The sequence below is a fragment of the Mediterraneibacter sp. genome (assembly GCF_030825015.1).
GTDB lineage: Bacteria > Bacillota > Clostridia > Lachnospirales > Lachnospiraceae > Mediterraneibacter.
In genome coordinates this window covers 88,432-109,971 of record NZ_JAPJQP010000005.1, presented here as the reverse complement: position 1 = coordinate 109,971, position 21,540 = coordinate 88,432, and the positions used below count along the sequence as shown (strand labels likewise).

Annotated in this window: 20 protein-coding genes and 1 riboswitch; of the genes, 16 read left to right on the top strand and 4 right to left on the bottom strand. The window is 42.4% G+C overall.

Annotated features, from left to right (window positions below; all coding sequences use genetic code 11):
• Positions 1-125 precede the first annotated feature (125 nt).
• From ilvB to RCH61_RS04500, 6 genes are all read left to right on the top strand, one after another.
• A complete protein-coding gene (gene ilvB / locus RCH61_RS04525) occupies positions 126-1,844 on the top strand; it encodes a biosynthetic-type acetolactate synthase large subunit (protein WP_178006437.1) in 1,719 nt (572 codons plus the stop codon).
• 16 nt (positions 1,845-1,860) lie between these two features.
• The gene (gene ilvN, locus RCH61_RS04520; protein WP_178006436.1) at positions 1,861-2,370 is read left to right on the top strand and encodes an acetolactate synthase small subunit; all 510 of its coding nucleotides are present in this window, start codon (positions 1,861-1,863) and stop codon (positions 2,368-2,370) included.
• Between the two features lie 207 nt (positions 2,371-2,577).
• A complete protein-coding gene (locus tag RCH61_RS04515) occupies positions 2,578-2,949 on the top strand; it encodes a GntR family transcriptional regulator (RefSeq protein ID WP_178006435.1) in 372 nt (123 codons plus the stop codon).
• Between the two features lie 3 nt (positions 2,950-2,952).
• Complete coding sequence (locus RCH61_RS04510; RefSeq protein WP_178006434.1) at positions 2,953-3,804, top strand: ABC transporter ATP-binding protein; 852 nt, start codon at positions 2,953-2,955, stop codon at positions 3,802-3,804.
• On the top strand, positions 3,801-4,463 hold the full coding sequence (locus RCH61_RS04505; RefSeq protein ID WP_178006433.1) for an ABC-2 transporter permease: 663 nt from the start codon (positions 3,801-3,803) through the stop codon (positions 4,461-4,463). Before RCH61_RS04510 ends, RCH61_RS04505 begins: the two co-directional genes overlap by 4 nt.
• Before the next feature lie 110 nt (positions 4,464-4,573).
• The gene (locus RCH61_RS04500; protein WP_306480011.1) at positions 4,574-5,752 is read left to right on the top strand and encodes an ABC transporter substrate-binding protein; all 1,179 of its coding nucleotides are present in this window, start codon (positions 4,574-4,576) and stop codon (positions 5,750-5,752) included.
• A gap of 375 nt (positions 5,753-6,127) precedes the next feature.
• Here RCH61_RS04500 and RCH61_RS04495 read toward each other — a convergent pair whose 3' ends face one another.
• Entirely contained in the window at positions 6,128-6,691 is a 564-nt protein-coding gene (locus RCH61_RS04495; protein ID WP_306480010.1) for a biotin transporter BioY, read from the bottom strand.
• A gap of 301 nt (positions 6,692-6,992) precedes the next feature.
• Between RCH61_RS04495 and RCH61_RS04490 the strand changes: the two genes are divergently transcribed.
• The 6 genes from RCH61_RS04490 to RCH61_RS04465 all read left to right on the top strand — a co-directional run bounded on the left by RCH61_RS04490 (position 6,993) and on the right by RCH61_RS04465 (position 11,882).
• On the top strand, positions 6,993-7,829 hold the full coding sequence (locus RCH61_RS04490; protein WP_306480022.1) for a DUF5685 family protein: 837 nt from the start codon (positions 6,993-6,995) through the stop codon (positions 7,827-7,829).
• A complete protein-coding gene (locus RCH61_RS04485; RefSeq protein WP_306480009.1) occupies positions 7,826-8,482 on the top strand; it encodes a J domain-containing protein in 657 nt (218 codons plus the stop codon). The genes RCH61_RS04490 and RCH61_RS04485 overlap by 4 nt, the downstream gene beginning before the upstream one ends.
• Positions 8,473-9,006, top strand: coding sequence for a hypothetical protein (locus RCH61_RS04480; RefSeq protein WP_306480008.1), 534 nt, complete (start codon positions 8,473-8,475; stop codon positions 9,004-9,006). The genes RCH61_RS04485 and RCH61_RS04480 overlap by 10 nt, the downstream gene beginning before the upstream one ends.
• Positions 9,007-9,265: 259 nt before the next feature.
• Positions 9,266-9,403: riboswitch (FMN riboswitch) on the top strand.
• A 140-nt stretch (positions 9,404-9,543) separates the two neighbouring features.
• Positions 9,544-10,113 carry an ECF transporter S component gene (locus tag RCH61_RS04475; protein ID WP_306480007.1) on the top strand — a complete coding sequence of 190 codons (570 nt, stop codon included), beginning with the start codon at positions 9,544-9,546 and terminating at the stop codon, positions 10,111-10,113.
• 514 nt (positions 10,114-10,627) lie between these two features.
• Positions 10,628-11,329: a cell wall hydrolase gene (locus tag RCH61_RS04470; protein ID WP_306480006.1), complete on the top strand. Its 702-nt coding sequence runs from the start codon at positions 10,628-10,630 to the stop codon at positions 11,327-11,329.
• A gap of 61 nt (positions 11,330-11,390) precedes the next feature.
• Complete coding sequence (locus tag RCH61_RS04465; protein WP_306480005.1) at positions 11,391-11,882, top strand: GNAT family N-acetyltransferase; 492 nt, start codon at positions 11,391-11,393, stop codon at positions 11,880-11,882.
• Positions 11,883-11,940: 58 nt separating this feature from the next.
• Here RCH61_RS04465 and RCH61_RS04460 read toward each other — a convergent pair whose 3' ends face one another.
• Positions 11,941-12,780 carry a YitT family protein gene (locus RCH61_RS04460; protein WP_306480004.1) on the bottom strand — a complete coding sequence of 280 codons (840 nt, stop codon included), beginning with the start codon at positions 12,778-12,780 and terminating at the stop codon, positions 11,941-11,943.
• 186 nt (positions 12,781-12,966) lie between these two features.
• On the opposite strand from RCH61_RS04460, the gene eno reads away from it, so the two are divergent.
• From eno to RCH61_RS04445, 3 genes are all read left to right on the top strand, one after another.
• The gene (eno, locus tag RCH61_RS04455) at positions 12,967-14,247 is read left to right on the top strand and encodes a phosphopyruvate hydratase (RefSeq protein ID WP_306480003.1); all 1,281 of its coding nucleotides are present in this window, start codon (positions 12,967-12,969) and stop codon (positions 14,245-14,247) included.
• A 229-nt stretch (positions 14,248-14,476) separates the two neighbouring features.
• Positions 14,477-14,920, top strand: a complete 444-nt coding sequence (locus tag RCH61_RS04450) for a C-GCAxxG-C-C family protein (protein WP_306480002.1) — start codon at positions 14,477-14,479, stop codon at positions 14,918-14,920.
• 178 nt (positions 14,921-15,098) lie between these two features.
• Complete coding sequence (locus tag RCH61_RS04445; protein WP_306480001.1) at positions 15,099-16,085, top strand: diaminopimelate dehydrogenase; 987 nt, start codon at positions 15,099-15,101, stop codon at positions 16,083-16,085.
• Between the two features lie 397 nt (positions 16,086-16,482).
• Here the strand turns inward: RCH61_RS04445 and aroA are convergent, their stop codons facing one another.
• Positions 16,483-17,772 (bottom strand): 3-phosphoshikimate 1-carboxyvinyltransferase, encoded by a 1,290-nt coding sequence (gene aroA / locus RCH61_RS04440; protein ID WP_306480000.1) that lies wholly within the window; start codon positions 17,770-17,772, stop codon positions 16,483-16,485.
• A 34-nt stretch (positions 17,773-17,806) separates the two neighbouring features.
• Positions 17,807-18,916, bottom strand: a complete 1,110-nt coding sequence (locus tag RCH61_RS04435) for a prephenate dehydrogenase (protein ID WP_178006712.1) — start codon at positions 18,914-18,916, stop codon at positions 17,807-17,809.
• Positions 18,917-19,295: 379 nt separating this feature from the next.
• Here RCH61_RS04435 and RCH61_RS04430 point away from each other — a divergent pair, with 379 nt between their 5' ends.
• Positions 19,296-21,368: an elongation factor G gene (locus tag RCH61_RS04430; protein WP_306479999.1), complete on the top strand. Its 2,073-nt coding sequence runs from the start codon at positions 19,296-19,298 to the stop codon at positions 21,366-21,368.
• Positions 21,369-21,540: the final 172 nt, after the last annotated feature.

The following is a 21,540-nucleotide window of genomic DNA, read 5'->3' as shown; positions in this document are numbered from 1 at the left end:
TTTCTCTTATATTATTCATAATAAGACGAAGAGATGCCGGGATAGAGGCGTGGATTCGGAGATGTTGTTTTCTTTCAAGTGATGAGAGTATGAGAAACAGACCTTTGTTTTGAGGAGGTAAGATTTTGAGACAGATTACAGGAAATAAGCTGCTCGTAAGAGCATTAAAAGAAGAAGGAGTCGATACGATTTTCGGATATCCGGGAGCATGCACGATCGACATTAGTGATGAGTTATACAGGCAGGATGAGATTAAGGTAATCTTGCCGAGGCATGAGCAGGCTCTTGTACATGCTGCGGATGCTTATGCACGTACAACAGGGAAAGTAGGCGTTTGTCTTGTGACGAGCGGCCCGGGAGCGACGAATCTTGTTACAGGACTGGCGACGGCGAACTATGACAGTGTGCCGTTAGTTTGTTTTACAGGGCAGGTGGCCCGTCATTTGATCGGAAATGATGCGTTCCAGGAAGTGGATATTGTCGGGATCACACGCAGTATTACGAAGTATGGTGTGACGGTGAGCAAGAGGGAAGATCTCGGAAGGATTATTAAGGAAGCATTTTATATTGCACGGACGGGAAGACCCGGCCCCGTGCTGATCGACCTGCCGAAAGATGTGATGGCGGAACTTGGAAGTCCGGAATATCCAAAAGCAGTGAATATCCGCGGATATAAGCCGAATACAAGCGTACATATGGGACAGCTCAAACGTGCGCTGAAGATGTTGAATAAGGCGAAAAAGCCCCTGTTTCTTGCAGGAGGCGGCGTGAATATTGCAAGAGCGAACAAGGCGTTTACAGAAGTGGTTGATATTACAAAGGTTCCGGTTGTTACGACAATTATGGGAAGAGGGGCGATTCCGACGAATCACCCGCTGTTTATTGGAAACCTCGGAATGCATGGAGCGTATGCCGCGAATATGGCAGTGAGTGAATGTGATCTTCTGTTTTCTATCGGTACTCGTTTTAACGATCGGATCACAGGAAAGCTTCATGAATTTGCGCCGAATGCACAGATTGTGCATATAGATATCGATACAGCATCTATTTCGAGAAATATTCATGTTCATGTGCCGATCGTTGCCGATGCAAAAGAAGCGGTAACGAAGATGAGAGAGTATGTGGAAGCATGTGATACACAGTCATGGCTGGAGCAGATCGCAGAATGGAAAGAAGAACATCCTCTTACAATGAAAGTTCATGGATCGATCGGACCGAAAGATATTATTGAAGAGATGAACAGACAGTTTGATGAAGCGATCATTACGACAGATGTAGGACAGCATCAGATGTTTGTGACACAGTATGCAGAAATAACGGAAAAGAAACAGCTTGTTACATCCGGTGGACTTGGAACGATGGGATATGGCTTTCCGGCTGCCATCGGTGCGAAGATCGGAAATCCAGACAGAACCGTGATCGCAATCTCCGGGGACGGCGGAATGCAGATGAATATTCAGGAATTTGCGACTGCTGTTTTGGAAGAACTTCCGTTGATCCTTTGTGTGTTTAACAATGAGTATCTCGGCATGGTTCGTCAGTGGCAGAAACTGTTTTATGGGAAGCGCTACGGAATGACGAATCTGCGTTCAGGGGCGTTGTTCCGAAGAACGAACGGAGAAGAGATGCCGGAATACACACCGGATTTCGTGCGTTTGGCAGAGAGCTACGGAGCGAAAGGAATCCGTGTGACAAAGAAAGAAGAGATTAAGGAAGCTTTTGAAGAGGCGAAGAAGAATACACATACGCCGACTCTGATCGAGTTTATTATCGATCCGGAGGAGATGGTTTATCCGATGATAAAACCGGGCGGTACATTGGAAGAGATGATCGTGGAATGTTAGAAAGGAGCGCGTGAGAATGGAAAATAAAATGAAAAAAAGATGGATTTCTCTTTATGTTGAAAATCAGGTCGGCGTACTTTCTAAAATTACAGGGCTTTTTTCAGGAAAAACGTATAACCTGGACAGCCTGACTGTTGGAACGACAGAAGATCCGACTGTATCGCGAATGACGATCGCAACGGTCAGCGATGACGAAACATTTGAACAGATCAAAAAGCAGTTGAACCGAATGGTCGAAGTGATCAAGGTGATTGATTTTACAGATATCTTTGTGCGTATGAAAGAAATTTTATATGTCAAAGTATTTAAATGTACTCCTGAAGATAAAGTCGAAGTGTTCCAGATCGCAGAGACGTTTAAAGCAAAAGTGATTGATTACGGGAAAGACAGCGTTCTTGTTGAGTTTGTTCAGACTGCTACGAAAAATGATGCAGTTGTGAAACTGATGAAAGAAGAGTTTAAAACGATTGAAGTTGTCCGCGGAGGAAGTGTCGGGATCGAATCAATCAGTATGATGGAACGATAATTCGGGAAGAAAATACATTATTTGTAATAAAAGGACTGAAGGTGGAATCGATAGTTGAAAAACGATCGGTTTCGCCTTTTTTGCGTATAAAATATCTGATTTGGATTGTTATATCTGAACAATTATAATTATTTTAAAACAAACAGTATATAACAGTTGACAACAGTTAAATACTGTTATATACTGTTTATAAAGAGGAGGAAACATATGAAGATTATAATAAACAGTTCATCGATGATACCGATTTATGAGCAGATTATGGATCAGATCAAATCGCTTATCACAGGCGGAGATCTGAAAGAGAATGACGCGCTTCCTTCCGTGCGGACGCTTGCAAAGGAGCTGAAGATCAGCGCTCTTACTGTAAAGAAAGCATATGACAATCTTGAACAGGAAGGGTTTACAGTGACAGTTCACGGAAAGGGGAGTTATGTGACAGCTTCGAATAAGGAGCGTATTTTGGAAGAATTGAAACGGGAAGTGGAAAGTGATCTGGAAAAAGTGGTTGAAAAAGCGCGGGGATGTGGCTTGGAAGACGATCAGATCAGAGAAATGTTAGAGTTGATCATGGAGGAGTAGACGATGCTGGAAATTAATAAATTACAAAAGAAGTATAATAATTTCGAACTGAACTGTTCGATGCAGGTGAAGAGAGGATATATTACGGCGCTTGTCGGTGAAAACGGAGCAGGGAAGAGTACAACATTTAAAGCGCTTCTCGGTCTTATACAGGCGGACAGCGGAGAGGTATCCATATTCGGAAAAAACCCGTCGGATCTGACAGTGGAAGATCGGGCAAAGATGGGGATTGTTTTGACGGATTCGGGATTCAGCGGATATTTAAAGGTGAAAGATATTGTTCCGGTTTTGGAGTCACTCTACAAAGAGTTTGACCGTTCACACTTTTTGGATCTGTGTGCCAGGTTTGATGTTCCGCTCAATAAAACGATCAGAGAATTTTCAACGGGAATGAAGGCAAAACTGAAAGTGCTTTGCGCGCTGACCCATAAAGCAAAGTTCCTTCTTCTTGATGAACCGACGGCAGGTCTGGATGTCATGGCAAGAGAAAGTATTTTAAATCTTCTGAGAGAATACATGGAAGAAGATGAAGAGAGAACTATTTTGATCAGTTCTCATATTTCTTCGGATTTGGAAGGTTTATGCGATGACATTTATATGATCCATGAAGGCAGAATTATATTACATGAGGAGACGGATGTACTTCTGAATCAATATGGTCTGCTGAAGATAGATGAAAATCAATTTGATCAGATAGACCGCAAATATTTATTGAAAATAAGGAAAGAGCATTATGGATATGCCTGTCTGACAAATGAAAAACGATATTATATAGAGAATTATCCCAATGTTGTAGTGGAAAAAGGCACATTGGATGAATTGATTGCGATGATGATAGGAGGGGAAACGCTGTGAGAGGACTTTTAATTAAAGATATAAAACTGATGAAAAATAACGGGAAGTCATTATTTTTGATCCTTATATTTGTAGGAGCGACGATGGGAATCGTGATGAAAAATGTTTATATGTCAGTCGGATATGCATTTTTCATTTTCACGATGTTTACGGTAAGTACGATCAGTTATGATGAATATGATAATGGCTATCCATTTTTGTTTACTCTTCCCATTACGAGAAAACAGTATGTGAATGAAAAATATTTATTTGTATTTATTTTAGTTGCACTCTCTTTTGGAATTGGGGCGCTGGTAGGAGCAGTTCAGATATTATTTTTTGAATCAGAGGGAAGTTATGCGGATATTCTTATGATTTATGGCGCTTACGCAGCTATTATGCTTGCTATGAATGCGATTCTTATCCCGTTGAAATTAAAATTCGAAGCAGAGAAAAGCCGTTTTGCGATCCCGATCGTGTTCGGTGGAACGGCGATTGTGGCAGTGATTGCGGTAAAGGGCTTTCAGCGATTGCCGGAAGAGACAAAAGCAGAGATTTTTACCCTTATTTCTAAAGTGGGGATTTGGGGAGGCATTTTGATCATCGCAGGAGCAGCAATCGGGATTACGATCGTTTCCTGGCTGTCCAGTCAGCATATTTTAAAAAAGAAAGAATTTTAGAGATATAAAAACAAATAAAAAACAGAGCACAATCTGTTTTTTCTCTTGACAAAACTTCTTTGGCAAGTTACCATAGTAACACAGTAAGTTAGCAAGGAGGAGTTTTAGTTATGAAAATGTGGAAAAAAGCAGCAAGTATCGCGCTTGTATCGGCTCTGACAGTATCAATGGCGGCTTGCGGAAACGGCGGCGGAAGTGACAAAGGATCTGCTGATGCAGATACATTTAAGATCGGCGGTATCGGACCTACGACAGGTGACGCGGCAATTTACGGTATGGCGGTACAAAATGGTATCCAGCTTGCAGTTGATGAGATTAATGAAGCGGGCGGTATCAACGGATATCAGATTGAATTTAAGTTTGAGGATGACCAGTCTGATTCTGAAAAATCAGTGAACGCGTATAATACGTTGAAAGACTGGGGAATGCAGATGTTAGTAGGAACGACAACTTCAACACCGTGTACAGCGGTTGTAGAAGAGACACATGCGGACAGCATGTTCCAGCTTACACCATCTGCAACAGCGGTAGACAGCATTCAGTATGATAATGCATTCCGTATGTGTTTCTCAGATCCTGATCAGGGAAAAGCATCCGCTGATTATATTGCAGAGAACAAACTTGCGAATAAGATCGCGATCATTTATAACAGTTCTGATACATATTCCTCAGGTATTTATCAGAAATTTACAGAAGAAGCAAAGTCACTGGGACTTGATATTGTGGCAGCAGAAGCATTTACGGCAGACAGCAAGACAGACTTCTCTGTTCAGCTTCAGAAAGCAAAAGATGCAGGAGCAGAACTTGTTTTCCTTCCGATTTATTACCAGGAAGCATCTTTGATCCTTGCACAGGCAAACAAAATGGGATTTGCGCCGAAATGGTTTGGATGTGACGGTATGGACGGACTGCTTGCATTAGACGGATTTGATGCAGCCTTGGCTGAGAATCTGATGTTCCTTACACCGTTTACAGCAGATGCAGAAGATGAAGAGACACAGACCTTTGTAGCTGATTTCAAAGATGCGTTCAAAGGAACTCCGAATCAGTTTGCGGCAGATGCTTATGACTGTGTATATGTAATCAAAGCAGCAGCAGAGAAAGCAAACCTGACACCGGATATGAGTATATCTGAAATGAATGATGCGATGAAGAAGGCGATGACAGAGATCACAGTTGACGGACTGACAGGAAAATCCATCACATGGAATGAAGACGGCGAGCCGACAAAAGAGCCGACAGTTGTAATCGTTCAGGGTGGAGTTTACAAAATCCTTCAGGCAGAGTAAGAAAAGATTATACAGAGCAAAATTTTGCGTTTATGAAGACTTGAGAAAGATCCTGCGGATGCAGGATCTTTTTTTGGGAATGACGACCGTTTATAATCCCGGAATGTGTCTTTTGGCACTTCCGGTGATTGCAGACTGTTGAATATGCAGACAGCGAAAACCCGCTAACCACAAGGGCTAACGGGTTTCGTTGTTTTATAGTTATCTAAAGGAATGAGAGTTAAAGCGAGTGCTTTAAGCACTTCGGCTTTATGAGGGAAGATAGTTGTTTTTCAACTATCTAGGCTAAATTATAAAGAACAAATATGTCAAAAGTATGTTTAAATCATAAAAGAATACGAAAAATTCTAAACAGGAGATTAAGAATAAATGGAATTATTTCTGTATTTTCTGTATTGTATTTGCAAGTTTTGGTCCGATAATTGCTGCGAGTATGATCTTAGCGGCATCTCCGATCAGGTAAGGCAAGACGCCGATAGCAAGGGCGGCAGTAAAGGTGAGGTTCATCTGTACTGCAAGCCATATCGTTCCGAACAGATAGCAGACAGTCATACCGAGACTCATCCCGATAACGGAGGCAAGTGTTTTTTTCGGAAAGCGCTGCATGAAAAACCCGTGGATGAGCGCAAGAAAAATAAAGCCGAATAAGTATCCTCCGGTTGGACCGGCAAGTTTTCCGAGTCCGCCGCTAAAAGAAGAAAATACAGGAAGTCCGATTGTTCCAAGTGCAAGATAAATAAGAAGACTGATCGTCCCGTGCTTCATTCCTAGAATATAAATGGAAAGAAAGACGGCGAAGTTTGTCAGTGTGATCGGTACAGGACTAAACGGCAGAGGAATGGAAAGAGGTCCAAGGATACATGTAACTGCTGTCATAAGTCCGATCATAGTGAGCTGTCGTGTCGTATTTGTCTGATCGGCAGTGATAGGTTGATTCATAAGATTACTCCTTTGTTATAAAATGTACAGCTTTATATAAGGAAGAGACGTTTCTTTCATAATTGCTGCCGATCGTAGTATAATGGAAAAAAGAAAGAAAGTCAACTAAAAATAAAAAAAGGTTTACAATTAAACTTCTATTATATTTGCGAGAGTCTATTATAATTCACGATATTTTTATAAACAGCAGAGGCAATGCATGTTATAATGCCATATGAATAAGGATGTCAGATCTGCTGTGAATCAAGCGGTGAGCAGCGGGTGGACACCCGGGGAAAGCGGCATCCGAGGAGAAGAATTTATGTTTGGATATGTGACGGTATGTGAACCGGAATTGAAGGTAAAAGATTTGAAAAAATACAAGGCATATTATTGTGGTTTGTGTCATGTATTGAAAGAGGAGTATGGATTTACAGGTCAGATGACACTTACATATGACATGACATTCGCAATTATTTTGTTATCTTCGCTATATGAAAGTGACGCAAGGCTTGATATGCATCGATGCAAAGTGCATCCGGTAAAAAAGCAGATGATGTTGACGAATGAGATTACATCATATGGAGCGGCGATGAATGTTTTGATGGCGTATTATCATATGGAAGACGACTGGGAAGATGACCGGAAAGTTTCCGGCTTGGCAGCGAAAACGATGCTGCACGGTAAGGTGAAAAAGATTGTTGAACAATATCCGAGACAGAGTAAAGTGATTCAATCGGCGCTGGAAGAATTGTCTGTTTGTGAAAAGGAAGAGAGCACGGATTTGGATAAAACGGCAGGATGTTTCGGGAAACTGATGGAAGAACTTTTTTTGTATAAGACAGATCAGTGGGAAGGAACGCTTCGCAGAATGGGATTTTTCATGGGAAAATTTATCTATCTGATGGATGCTTATGAAGATCTTCCAAAAGACATGGAAAAGGGACGTTATAATCCTTTGAAGAAGATTGCACAGGAAGCCGGATATGAAGAGAAAATGAAACAGATTTTATGTATGATGATTGCAGAGAGTACGGCAGAATTTGAGAAGCTCCCATGCCTTTCGGATATAGACATTTTGCGGAATATATTGTATGATGGAGTGTGGAATTGTTATAATAAGATACAGAGAAAGAAAAGTGAGGAACAGAAAAAATGATAAATAACCCGTATGAAGTGCTCGGCGTTTCTCCGAGTGCGTCGGATGATGAGATAAAAAAGGCATATCGCGATCTTACCAGAAAGTATCATCCGGATGCGAATATTGATAATCCTCTTGCGGATTTAGCAGAAGAAAAGTTTAAACAAGTTCAGGAAGCGTATGATATGATCATGAAAGAAAGAGCGTCGGGCGGCGGATATTCTTACGGATACGGCTCTTCGTCAGGAAGTTCTTCTTACAATGGATACGGCGCAAATTATCAGAGTGCGCAGCAGGATCCGAGACTTCAGGCGGCTGTGAATTATATCAACAGCAGAAGATTTCGTGAGGCGCTCAATACGCTTGACCAGATAAATGAGCGTTCTGCAATCTGGTATTACTTAAGCGGCTGTGCGAATGCGGGTCTTGGAAATAATGTGCTTGCGCGAGATCATGCGGCGCAGGCAGTGAATATGGAACCGAACAATATGCAGTACAGACAACTTTTGAATCAGTTGAATTATACGAGCAGCCGTTATCAGAACAGTTCTTATGGCAACGGCTATAGCAGCGGCACAACTCCGTGCGGTACAGGAAATATGTGCTGTGACTTGTTTGTTGCAGATTCGTTGTGTGAATGTATGGGAGGAGATTTGTGTTCATGCATGTAAAGGCAAAGACAATGGCGTTTGGCGGACTTCTTTTGGCGCTGACAGTTATCTTCATGGTACTTGGCAGTGTGATTGAGACGAGTACGCTGTTTCTGCTTGCGGCGGCATCTTTTTTTGTAGGGATTGTTGTCCGGGAATTTGGTCTGAGAACCGGGGCGGCGTTTTATGTGGCAGGAGTAATACTCGGATTTGCTGCAGCGCCGAATAAGTTTTATGTGTTTACATTTGCAGCGATGGGATTTTACATATGGGGGAGAGAGGCTGCCTGGAGACAGATTACGGCGCATGTGAGACAGGAGAAGAGCAAAGCAGTCTTTCTTCTTTCGAAATATGTGATTTTTAATATTGTGTATATTCCGATTGTTCTGATCTTTCGAAATATGCTGTTTACAAAAGCGGTATCAGGAACAGTTTTGACGGTGATTATTATTGCCGGGCAGATTGGTCTGCTTATCTACGATAAAGCCTATGATTATGTTCAAGTTTATATTTGGGGAAAAATGCGTGCAAGAGTGATGTCGTAAGGGTAGAAAAGATGCGGGATCTTCTTTGCTTCGAGTAATCAGAATAAAAAAAGGATGAGCCACATTTCTGCGGCTCATGGGGGAAAAAGTTTATGAAAAAGTGTTCTCATCTGAGAACACTTTTAGTATATACAGAAAATGTGTAGAAAATGTGTGCAACTTTTGAATCAAGTATGAAAAACAGAAAAAATAATAGATTGCAGAAAAAATCCTTGAAAATACAAAAGGACAGTTTTATAATTGATAACGTAAAAAGGAATACGATCTTCGGGGTCGGGTGCAAGTCCCAACCGGCGGTATAGTCCGCGACCCGCAGCAATGCGGTGGAATCGGTGACTTTCTTTTAAAGGAAGAATTCCGATACCGACAGTTACAGTCTGGATGAGAGAAGAAAGTGCCGCTTATTGAGCAGATAAGATCGATAAGTTACACAACTGCAGTTTATCCCGAACGTGGTAAGTTCGGGATTTTTTGTTGTAAAAAAATGAAGATCACCTTTTTCATAAAACCGCAGAGACGGAAAAAAGGAGAAGGAAAATGAAAGAAGAAACAGGAACAATGAATGCAGTAATGAACAAGAAGAAAACGATGAAAATGGCGAAATTGGGCGCTATGGTAGCGATATCGGTAGCGATGGTATACCTTGTGCATTTCCCGATTTTTCCGGCAGTACCGTTTTTGGAGTATGATCCGGCGGACATTTCAATTTTGATCGGAACGTTTGCGTTCGGACCGACGGCGGGACTTGTTTTGACGGTTGTAACGGCTGTTGTGCAGGGGCTGACGGTGAGTGCAGGAAGCGGATTGTATGGTATTTTGATGCACATGATCGCTACGGGGGTTCTTGTTGTTGTATCGGGAACAATTTACAACAGAAAAAAGACTCGTGGAACAGCCGTGTTTGGTCTGGCTGCCGGAACGGTAGCTATGGCAATCACTATGGTTGGAGCCAATTTGGTGATCACTCCGATGTTTATGGGAGTGCCAAGAGATGTAGTGTGGGATCTGATGCCGTTTATTGTTGGTTTCAATGTGGTAAAAGCAGGAATTAACGGGGCAGTTACTTTCCTTTTGTATAAACGGATCGCGGGTTTTCTCCGCAAATAATTTTCGGGAAAAAGTCCTGTCTGTGTCTTCGCTTTATGCGGGGAAACAGACGGGACTTTTTTGACTGGAGACGAGCCTAAGTACGGGCTTGATCAAGACCTTGGCGACCGCTTGCAATCCAGGAATGCGCCTTTTGGAGCTTCCGGTGATTGAATCGGATAGGAAATTTTGCTTTTGTCTAATTTAAACGTTTAGGTAATGTGTACTTATAGGAGCAGAATAATTGCTTTGGGATCATGCTTGAAAGATCAGAAAATATATTAGAAAAATATTGAAAAAAATATTAAAAAAATATCGAAAAAAACATTGGAGAAAGCCTGGAAAAAGAAGATGAAAAATGGTGACGAAAAAAAGAGAAAGAAAAAAGTTGACAACTTCGATTCTTTGTAGTACAATCTCGTTCGTAACATTTTTGTAATATCTGTAATAAACATGAAAACAAAACATATATTTTAAAAGGGAATTATTAAAAATATATTGTGAAGATATTGCAAATGTTTACGAGGAGGAGTATATGAATTATAATAAAAAAAGAATTTTTGCGGCGCTGTACATTACAGTGTCAAGTGTCATGTTACTTACTGGATTCACAAGCCCTGTGGGAAACCGGAATTCTGTTGAGAATTTTAGTTATGCAGGAAGCGAAACGGCTGTTCAGGTCAGCAGCATAGTGGCAGATGATACGATCGGCGTCATCAAAGGAACAGAAAAAATTTCAAAAGGCGTTCAAACGGCAGGGGATATGTGGAAAACAGAATCTGTCCGTATTGAAGAGGCAATCCGGGCAGAAGAAGCAAGGCTGGCGGAAGAAGCCAGAATCGCAGAAGAACAGGCGATGCAGGCGGCAGCGCAGGAGACAATGCAGTCAGAAGCGGCGAATGTTATGGCAGGGGAACAGGAACTTCTTGCCGCTCTTATTTACTGCGAGGCGGGAAATCAGCCTTACGAAGGTCAGGTTGCAGTTGGCGCTGTTGTAATGAATCGTGTAAGAAGCGGTTCTTATCCGAATACGATCAGTGAAGTAATCTATCAGTCGGGACAGTTTGGACCGGCGATGACAGGATGGCTTGATTCTGTTCTTGCATCAGGCGGATATACGCAGACAGCGATGCAGGCTGCGGCAGATGCTCTTGCAGGAAGCAATCCGGTTGGCGACTGTCTTTCGTTTGGGAACGGAAACTGGGGATTGCAGATTGGAGATCATTTCTTTCACTAATCGCAGGGCGCGGAAATAGATAAAGAAAATACAAAGTGTAGATACGAAAGAAGGAAAAAAGGTGAACATCAAGATCAGACAGTATGAAACGAAGGATGTAAAAGAAACGATTGCAATTTGGAACGAAGTCGTAAAAGACGGGAAGGCGTTTCCGCAGAAGGAAATGCTTACGGAAGAATCAGGAGATGCCTTTTTTAAAGAGCAGACATTTACCGGAGTTGCTTATGACGAGCAGAGCAGAAACATTGTCGGAATGTATATTCTGCATCCGAATAATATCGGCAGATGCGGTCATATATGTAATGCAAGTTTTGCAGTTCAAAAGCAGATGCGGGGAATGCATGTAGGAGAGCTGCTTGTAAAGCACTGTATGAAGATGGGAAAAGAAGCTGGATTTCGTATTCTGCAGTTTAATGCGGTTGTGAAAAGCAACGAGAGTGCATTGAAACTTTATGAAAAGCTCGGGTTTGTCCGGCTGGGAATAATTCCCGGAGGCTTTGAAATGAATGATGGGAATTATGAAGATATTATTCCACATTATCACGAGTTGTAAATCTATCGCTATATTATGAGCGGTCAGTCGTCGGCAGAAGCAGAGACTGACCGCTGTTTTATACACTGTGGAAGCCTTTTCCGATGATCTCGCTTGTATTTGAGATAAGGATGAAGGCTTCTTTGTCATTTTCGCGGATAAAGTTGCGCAGATGGACTGCCTGCATCCGGTTTAAGGCTGTCAGGATGATATATTTATCTTTGCCGGAATACGCACCTTTTGCAAGGCATACGCTTGCGCTTCGTCCCAGCGTATGTACGATATAATCGCAGATTGGCTCGGGATTGTCGCATACGACGTTAAAATATTTGGACAAGTTAAAGCTTTCGATGAACGTATCGATCATAAAAGAGCGGATAGAAAGACCGAGCAGGGAAAACAGTCCGGTTTCTATGTCGAAAATGAAAAAACCTGCGGCTGTGATCAATGCATCTGAAATGAGTAATGCCTTTCCGATATCGAAGCTGGAATATTTCTTAAGGATCATGGCAATGATGTCTGTTCCGCCGCTGGAAGACCCAATGTTAAACAAAATTGCCGATCCGAGAGCAGGCAGCGCGATGGCAAAGCATAATTCCAGCATCGGTTCATCGGTAAAAGGAGCGTTCATAGGGAAAAGCCTTTCTAATACCGAGAGCGAAACGGAAAGAAGAATACTGCAGTAAGCAGTAGTTGCGGCGAATTTTTTCCCGAGGATAAACATTCCGATGATGAGCAGGAGCATGCTTGCGATAAAGTTGAAATCTCCGGCTGAAATGAGTCCGGTTTTAGCAACAAGAACAGCGAGACCGGTGATTCCGCCAAAAGTGAAATTGTTTGTAAATTTAAAAAAGTACGTTCCGCATGCGATCAGAAGCGTACTGAATGTAAGCATAAAGAAGTGTTTCAATCTGTTCATTTTTGAATTCTCCCGAAGTAAAAATTTGACCTGTTCAAGATGGAAGCGACTCTTTTGGTAAGTCGATCAACTCTAAACGAATTGTAATATTCTAAATGTGAAAAGTCAACGCATTAAGTAGGAAAATGCGGAAATAATGTACTAATAAAAGAGTTGCAAGAAAGAAAACAGGTAAGGAGACAGAAAATGGATAAAGAGATGTTGATTCGGGATATATTTGCAAGGGAAATATTAGATTCACGGGGAAATCCTACGATTGAAGCAGAAGTGCTTGCAGGGGAAAATGTCATCGGACGCGCTGCCGTTCCGTCAGGCGCTTCTACAGGAAAATATGAGGCGGCAGAGCTTCGCGATCAGGGAGAGCGTTATGGAGGGAAAGGCGTAGAGCAGGCAGTCGAAAATGTGAACAGTTGTCTTGCAAGAGCTGTGATCGGAATGAATGTATTCGATCAAAAAGCAATAGATTGTGCCCTTTGTAAAGCTGATGGAACAGAGAATAAAAGTAATCTCGGTGCAAACGCGATCTTAGGAGTGTCTATGGCATCGGCGAGAGCGGCGGCAAAAGGACTGAATCTTCCGCTGTATCGTTATTTGGGCGGGGTTCAGGCGAAAAAAATGCCGATTCCGATGATGAACATTTTAAATGGAGGCGTACATGCCGATAATCCGTTGGATATACAGGAGTTTATGATTGTACCGGTCAGGGAAACTTCTTTTCGGGAGAGGCTGCGTATCTGTGCGGAAATTTATCATATGCTGCGGGCAGTACTGAAAGGAAAGGGGCTTCAGACAGGCGTTGGAGACGAGGGTGGTTTTGCGCCTGAACTTGCAGATACGAAAGAAGCGCTCAGAACGATAAGAGATGCAGCAGAGCGAGCAGGATACCGCATGGGACGGGATATTATGATTGCTCTTGATGTGGCGGCGTCAGAACTTTATATCGAAGAAAAAGGCGGATACGTTTTTGCAGGGGAAGGAAAGAAAGGAGAACCCGTCGTGCGGACAACGAAAGAAATGATCTCCTATTATGAGGAACTTGTTGAAGAATTTCCGATTTTTTCAATCGAAGATCCTCTTGACGAAGAAGATTGGGAAGGATGGCAGAAGCTTACGAAGAAGATCGGAGACAGAGTCCAGCTTGTAGGGGATGATCTCTTTGTTACAAATGCTAAGAGACTTCGGAAAGGGATCGAACTTGGAGCGGCAAATGCAATCCTTATTAAAGTAAATCAGATCGGTACTTTAACTGAGACGTTTGAGACGATCAAAACGGCGCAGGAAGCAGGTTATAATGTGATTGTGTCGCATCGTTCAGGGGAGACAGAAGATACGATTATCGCAGACATTGCTGTGGCGTTTAATACCGGGCAGATTAAGACAGGAGCTCCGTGTCGGTCTGAAAGGGTTGCAAAATATAACAGGCTTTTGCGCATCGAGGAGCAGATCGGAGAGAAGGAGAAACTGTAGGAACGGCAGAAAAAAGGCATACAGAGAGGCGAAACAGTGAAAGCTATACAGGTGAAGACGCAGGAATGGTTGCATATCTTTTCTTCACCTGTTATACTTTTACGCGGAAGTAATTCGGCGAGACGCTGTCTGTACCGTGATTAAGAGAGTATAGATGGCGGCAGCCGTGGCAATATGCAGACTGAAAGTCGGAAACAGTATGATAGAATCAGATGAAAAGGAGTAAAAAATGAGTACAGAAATGAAGGAAATGCAAGAAATGAATGAAAGAGCAAAAAAAGCTTTAGAGTATCATAAGAAAGGATATAATTGCGCTCAGGCTGTGGCGTGTTCTTTCTGCGAAGAGTTTGGAGTAGATGAAGAGACGATGTTTCGGATCTCGGAAGGGTTCGGTTTCGGTATGGGGATGATGGATATATGCGGTGCAGTTACCGGTATGTTTATGGTAATGGGATTGGATAACAGTGTTGGAAATCCTGATAACGGAAAACTTACGAAAGCGGATACATATAAGAAAGTAAAAGAATATGCAAATAAATTTAAAGAGAAAAACGGAACGTATTATTGCCGCGAATTGAAAGGCGTCGCAGACGGAAAACCTAGAGTAAGCTGTGATCAGTGTATCTTGGATGCAGTAGCATTGACGGAAACTTATCTGGCAAACAAGCAATAGTCTGTCAGAAAAATAATAGAAAAATGAACAAAAATGAATAAAATAAGTACAAAACATTCAAAAAAATAACATTGAAAACTTATTCTGCCGATTGTATAATAGCAAAGTAATAGTTTGAAAATCGTGAGTTGTCACGGGAAGGACTATGCGAAAATATTCAAAAAGGAGAGTGCAGACAATGAGTATTCGAGTTGGTATTTTAGGATATGGTAACTTAGGCAGAGGCGTAGAATGTGCAGTAAAACAAAATGATGATATGGAACTTGCGGCAGTATTTACAAGAAGAGATCCTTCAGGCGTGACAATTTTGACAGAAGGAGTTCCGGTATGCAGTGTAGATGACGCCGCAGACTGGAAAGATAAGATCGACGTCTTGATCCTTTGCGGAGGAAGTGCGACGGATCTTCCGAAACAGACACCGGAGTTTGCAAAGCTGTTCAATGTTATTGACAGTTTTGATACACACGCCCGTATTCCGGAGCATTTTGCGAATGTAGACGAGGCGGCAAAAGAGAGCGGAAAAGTCGGAATTATTTCCGTAGGCTGGGATCCGGGTATGTTCTCTTTGAACAGATTGTATGCAAACGCAATCCTTCCTGACGGAAAAGATTATACGTTCTGGGGAAAAGGAGTAAGCCAGGGTCATTCCGATGCGATCAGAAGAGTAGAAGGCGTAAAAGACGGAAAACAGTATACGATTCCGTCAGAAGCAGCTCTTGAGGCAGTGCGAAACGGAGAAAACCCGGATCTTACGACACGGCAGAAACATACAAGAGAGTGCTTTGTTGTCCTTGAAGAAGGCGCAGATGCGGCAAAAGTAGAAGCAGAGATCAAATCAATGCCGAACTATTTTGCCGATTATGATACGACAGTTCATTTTATAAGCGAAGAAGAGTTGAAACGCGATCACAGCGGAATCCCGCACGGCGGTTTCGTACTCAGAAGCGGAAAGACAGGCTGGGATGGAGAAAACAGTCATTTGATCGAGTACAGCTTGAAATTAGACTCCAATCCTGAGTTTACGTCTTCCGTGATCGTTGCATATGCCCGCGCAGCCTACAGACTTGCTGCGGAAGGTCAGAGCGGATGCAAGACAGTATTCGATATCGCACCGGCATATTTAAGCGCAAAAAGCGGAGAAGAATTAAGAAAAGAGATGCTGTAAAAAGCAATCGCCGTCACAAAAAAGAGACATCAGATGATCTTACGGTTTCTAATCGAATGAAAACTGTGCGATCGATGGATGTCTCTTTTAAAATGCTACTTTTTATCTTTCCAATACCTTTTAAGTTCCAAACAAACGTCGATAAATATAATAATTAAATCCCCAATAAAGAAAAACAGAAAAAGTTTATCTATTTTATTGTCCATCAAAGAAAATATAATAAGAGATATAAGTGATATGAATAAGGCGATAAGCTGCTTCTTTTCTTTTTTTATTAGTTTTTTAATCATAAACTTCCCTCGCTTTTTTCTCTTAAAAATCGTGAAATTCTAAAGGATATGTAACAAAATTCAGATGATTTTCAACTTACCATTAAAACTTAGGATCTTCTCAAAAGTTACAATAATTGTTCAAATGTATCATAAAAGGCAGGATACGATACGTCCACACATTTGCTGTCAAGGATTTTTGTTGTTCCGTCAGCGACAAGAGCCGCGATGCTGAACGCCATTGCGATTCTGTGATCGAGAAGAGTATGGATCGATGCCCCGTGAAGTGTTCCGCCTGTGATGATCATTCCGTCTTCTGTAGGGGTGACGCTGCATCCCATTGCTTTTAAATTATCTGTCACAGTTTCAATGCGGTCAGTTTCTTTTACTTTCAGTTCGGCGGCATCTTTAATGACAGTCGTTCCGTCTGCGACGGCAGCCATGACTGCGATGATCGGAATTTCATCGATCAATGTCGGGATGATATCGCCCTCGATCGTGATTCCATGCAGACTGCTTGTGCGGACGAGGATATCGGCAATTTTTTCGCCGCCTTCGCAGCGTTCGTTAAGAAGAGTGATATCTCCGCCCATATCTTCGCATACTTTTAAGATGCCGGAGCGGGTCGGATTGATTCCTGCATTTTCGATCAAAATTTCTGAGTCGGGAACGATCAGACCTGCTGCGATAAAATATGCTGCGGAGGAAATATCTCCCGGAACAGTAATTTTCTGCCCGTATAATTCGGGGCATGGTTTTATATATGCAGTTGCTTCTGTACCCGATAAGGAGTGGAGTGTTCGGATATCGGCTCCAAATTCTCTGAGCATTAATTCAGTATGGTTTCTGGAAAGGGACGGCTCTGTAACTGAAGTTTCTCCGTCTGCGTACAATCCGGCAAGAAGAACACATGATTTTACCTGTGCGGAAGAGACAGGAGAGTTATAGTGTATTCCGTGCAGATCTCCAGGAGTGATGTACAGCGGAGCGCAGCCGTTTCTGAGAACACTTGAGATGTTTGCCCCCATCATTGTAAGCGGTTCAATGATCCGTTTCATAGGACGGGAGTTCAAAGACTCGTCGCCTGATAACTTTGATTCAAACTTCTGTCCTGCGAGAATGCCTGATAAAAGGCGGGTCGTAGTGCCGCTGTTTCCGACATCAAGAATGTTGGACGGAGCAGATAATCCGTGCAGTCCGTTTCCGTGAACTGTAATTGTGTGATCTGTTTCTTCTATATTAATGCCCATTGCCTGAAAGCAGCGGATCGTGGCGAGACAGTCTGCTCCTTTCAGAAAATTGTGGATCTCAGTCGTTCCGTTTGCGATCGATCCGAACATGATGCATCGATGGGAGATTGATTTATCTCCGGGGACGGAAACCTTTCCTTTTAATCCTTGAATACTGGCTAATTCCATTTTTCTTTTCCTCCTGTTTGACTTTTCCTCTCTGTTAGATCTCATATACGATATATCGGTATTTTTTCAGCAGCGCAGAAGCTTTGGAAGAGGAAGATTCATCATAAAATTCAATTCGGAGCACCCCTTCTTCGAATTCCCGGTTGTGGATAATGCCGATGTTTTTGATGCTGATATTGTTGCTTGCCAGTATGGTTGCGATTGTTGCGATTCCTCCGGCTTCGTCAATGATATCACAGTATACGGCGAATTGTTTCTTGATCGGGCCTGCCGAAGTGTTCGGCATGGAATTGCGGTAGTCGCGGGAAGATTCAAACAAAGTATAAAGCGCGTTTTCGTCTTCTGCATCTACGGAAGCTTTGGCTTGTGTGAGCGCTTCGATATATTGCCCTAAAATGTGAGATATATTTCCTTTGTTTTTCAGGCAGATCTGCTGCCACATAACAGGAGAGGAAGATGCAATCCTTGTAATGTCTTTAAATCCGCCTGCGGCAAGAGCTTTCATTAGTTCGTCTTTTGTATCCGTATCGCGCACGAAGTTCACAAGTGTAGACGCAATGATATGCGGCAGATGACTGATCGTTCCGGTTATACAGTCGTGCTGCCTGTAGTCCAGGACGATAGGGAGCGCTTTTAAAGAAGAAATAAAATCGCGGTAGGCATCGACCTTTTCGGCGGAAACCTTAGCGGAAGGTGTAAGGATATAGTAAGCGTTTTCAATCAAATGTGCTTTTGAATTAGCAAATCCGTTTTTCTCTGAACCTGCCATCGGATGACCGCCTATAAAGTTTGCTTCCAGACCAAGAGCGATTACTTCTTCGTGGATTGAAGTTTTGACACTTCCAACATCTGTTAAAATGCAGTTGGGATTAAGTAAACTTTTCAGTTGGGTAAGATAGGCTGTGTTGTATGAAACAGGAGCGCATAAGAAAATATAGCTGCATCCCTTAAAATTGTCGTCAATCGCAGAGCAGGAGATATCAATGATGCCTTCCTGAACTGCCAGTGCAAGTGTTTCTTTATTTTTGTCAAATGCAATCAGCTCATAGTCTGGATAGTATGTCCGGATCGCCTTTGCGACAGATCCGCCGATGAGTCCGAGTCCGATAAAGCCGATTTTTGCAGGAGTGCTGTCTGAAATCATAAAAGTAAAATCCTTTCCTTATAATAATATAGGTGTATTTTAACACGTTGACTCGAAAGAGTAAACAAACAAAGTGATCGTAATAGGTTGTCTATACACAAAGTTGAAAAAAACGGAGCATAAACTTGTCTATAAAGAAGGAATTTTATAATTTTGCATATGATGTTCTGCTATAAGAGAGAATTTGAGTGCAATAACATAGAAAAAGACTGTGAAACAGTTAATGCTGGATGTTATGGCTGAATTGTTACAAGTCATATGTGAAAAATACATAAAATAGTTGTAATTTATGAAAAATTTTAGTACAATATACCTATGATGTGCATGACAAGAGAAAATATTTACATGCAAAATAACTACATATCAAGGAGGCAGCAGCATGAAAGTTTACAGAACGGACGAAATTAGAAATGTGGTATTGCTCGGACATGGCGGAAGCGGAAAGACCAGTCTTGTTGAGGCAATGCTGTATGTATCAGGCGCTACGAACCGAATGGGGAAAGTGACAGAATCTAACACGGTTAGTGATTTTGATAAAGAAGAGCAGAAACGTGGTTTTTCCATCAGCACAAGTCTTGTTCCGATCGAGTGGGAAAAGGCGAAGATCAATATTCTTGACACGCCGGGATATTTTGATTTCGTAGGAGAAGTGGAAGAGGCGGTAAGCGCGGCAGATGCGGCGGTCATCGTTGTTTCCGGTAAGGCAGGAGTTCAGGTAGGTACAGAGAAAGCGTGGGAGCTGTGTGATAAGTATAACCTTCCGAGAATGATCTATGTGACAGAGATGGATGTTGACGATGCAAGTTTTCGTCAGGTAGTTGAGGATCTGACTGCACGTTACGGCAAAAAGATTGCGCCTCATTTCCAGCCGATCCGCGAGAATGAAAAGCTTGTAGGTTATATTAACGTCATTAAGAACGCAGGAAGAAGATATACGGAGATCGGACAGAGAGAAGAGTGTGAGATTCCTGATTATTGTAAACCGAACCTTGAGATCTTGAGAGATTCCCTTATGGAAGCTGTTGCCGAGACAAGTGAAGAGTTTATGGAGCGCTATTTTAACGGCGAGGAATTCTCTGTAGAAGAGATTCGTGCGGCGATGCGTACGGAAGTAATGGATGGAGATATTGTTCCGGTTGCTATGGGATCGAACGTGCAGGCGCAGGGTGTTGCAAACCTGCTTTCTGATATCGTAAGATTCTTCCCGAGCCCGGATAAGAGAAACTGTGCGGGCATCAACCGCAGAACAAATGAGATTTTTGAAGGAAATTATGAATTCTCAAAGGCAAAGACGGCATATGTGTTTAAGACAATGGTCGATCCGTTTATCGGAAAGTATTCTTTCATTAAAGTGTGCTCCGGAGTGCTCAAAGGTGACGATGTGCTGTACAACGCAGATACAGATGTAGAGGAGAAACCCGGAAAACTTTATACAATGTGCGGAAATAAACCGGCGGAAGTATCCGAACTTTTTGCAGGAGATATCGGCGCGATTGCAAAACTGGGCAATACACGCACAGGCGATACATTATCTACAAAGGCAAATCCGGTGTCCTATGCGAAGACAGATTACTCTGTTCCGTATACTTATATGAAATATACGGTGAAAACAAAAGGCGATGAAGATAAGGTTTCACAGGCGCTTGCGAAGATGACGGCAGAAGATGTTACTCTGAAATCAGTAAATGACAGTGAGAATCGACAGACGCTTCTTTACGGAATGGGAGATCAGCATCTTGAGATTGCGGCAAGTAAACTTGCAGCAAGATATAAAGTAGAGATTACACTTGAGACTCCGAAAGTTGCGTTCCGTGAGACGATCCGTAAGAATTCGGATGTGGATATGAAATATAAGAAACAGACCGGAGGTCACGGACAGTATGGACACGTTAAAATGAAATTTGAACCTTCACATGATCTTGATACACCGTATGTATTTGAAGAGTGCGTAGTTGGCGGAGCAGTTCCGAAGAACTATTTCCCGGCTGTGGAAAAAGGTCTGCAGGAGTCTGTTCTCAAAGGACCTTTGGCAGGATATCCGGTAGTCGGTGTGAAGGCTACATTATATGACGGATCTTATCATCCGGTGGATTCATCGGAGATGGCATTTAAGACTGCTACAGTACAGGCGTTTAAGAAAGGTTTCCTTGAAGCGTCCCCGGTACTTCTTGAGCCGATTGCTTCTTTGAAAGTAACTGTTCCAGATGATTATACAGGCGATGTAATGGGTGATCTGAATAAGAGACGCGGACGCGTACTCGGAATGAATCCGATTGCAGGCGGCAAGCAGGTGATCGAGGCAGATATTCCGATGACAGGATTATTCGGATATTGTACAGTCCTTCGTTCTATGACAGGCGGAAGAGGAACTTATGCGTATGAATTTGCAAGATATGAGCAGGCTCCGTCTGATGTGCAGGAAAGAGAGATTGCGGCAAGAGCGGAAGAGTAAGATAGAAAAGAAAATGAAGATCAGATACCGCACACTTCTTAAAGTGTGCGGTATTGCTCTGTTTATGCTAAGAATTCACAAAGGTCATTGTACTTTATGTGTAAAGGTGCTATAATTGCTCTGCTGTTAAGAAAGGTAAAGATAAAAAACCTGAAAATCAAGAATGTTTAAA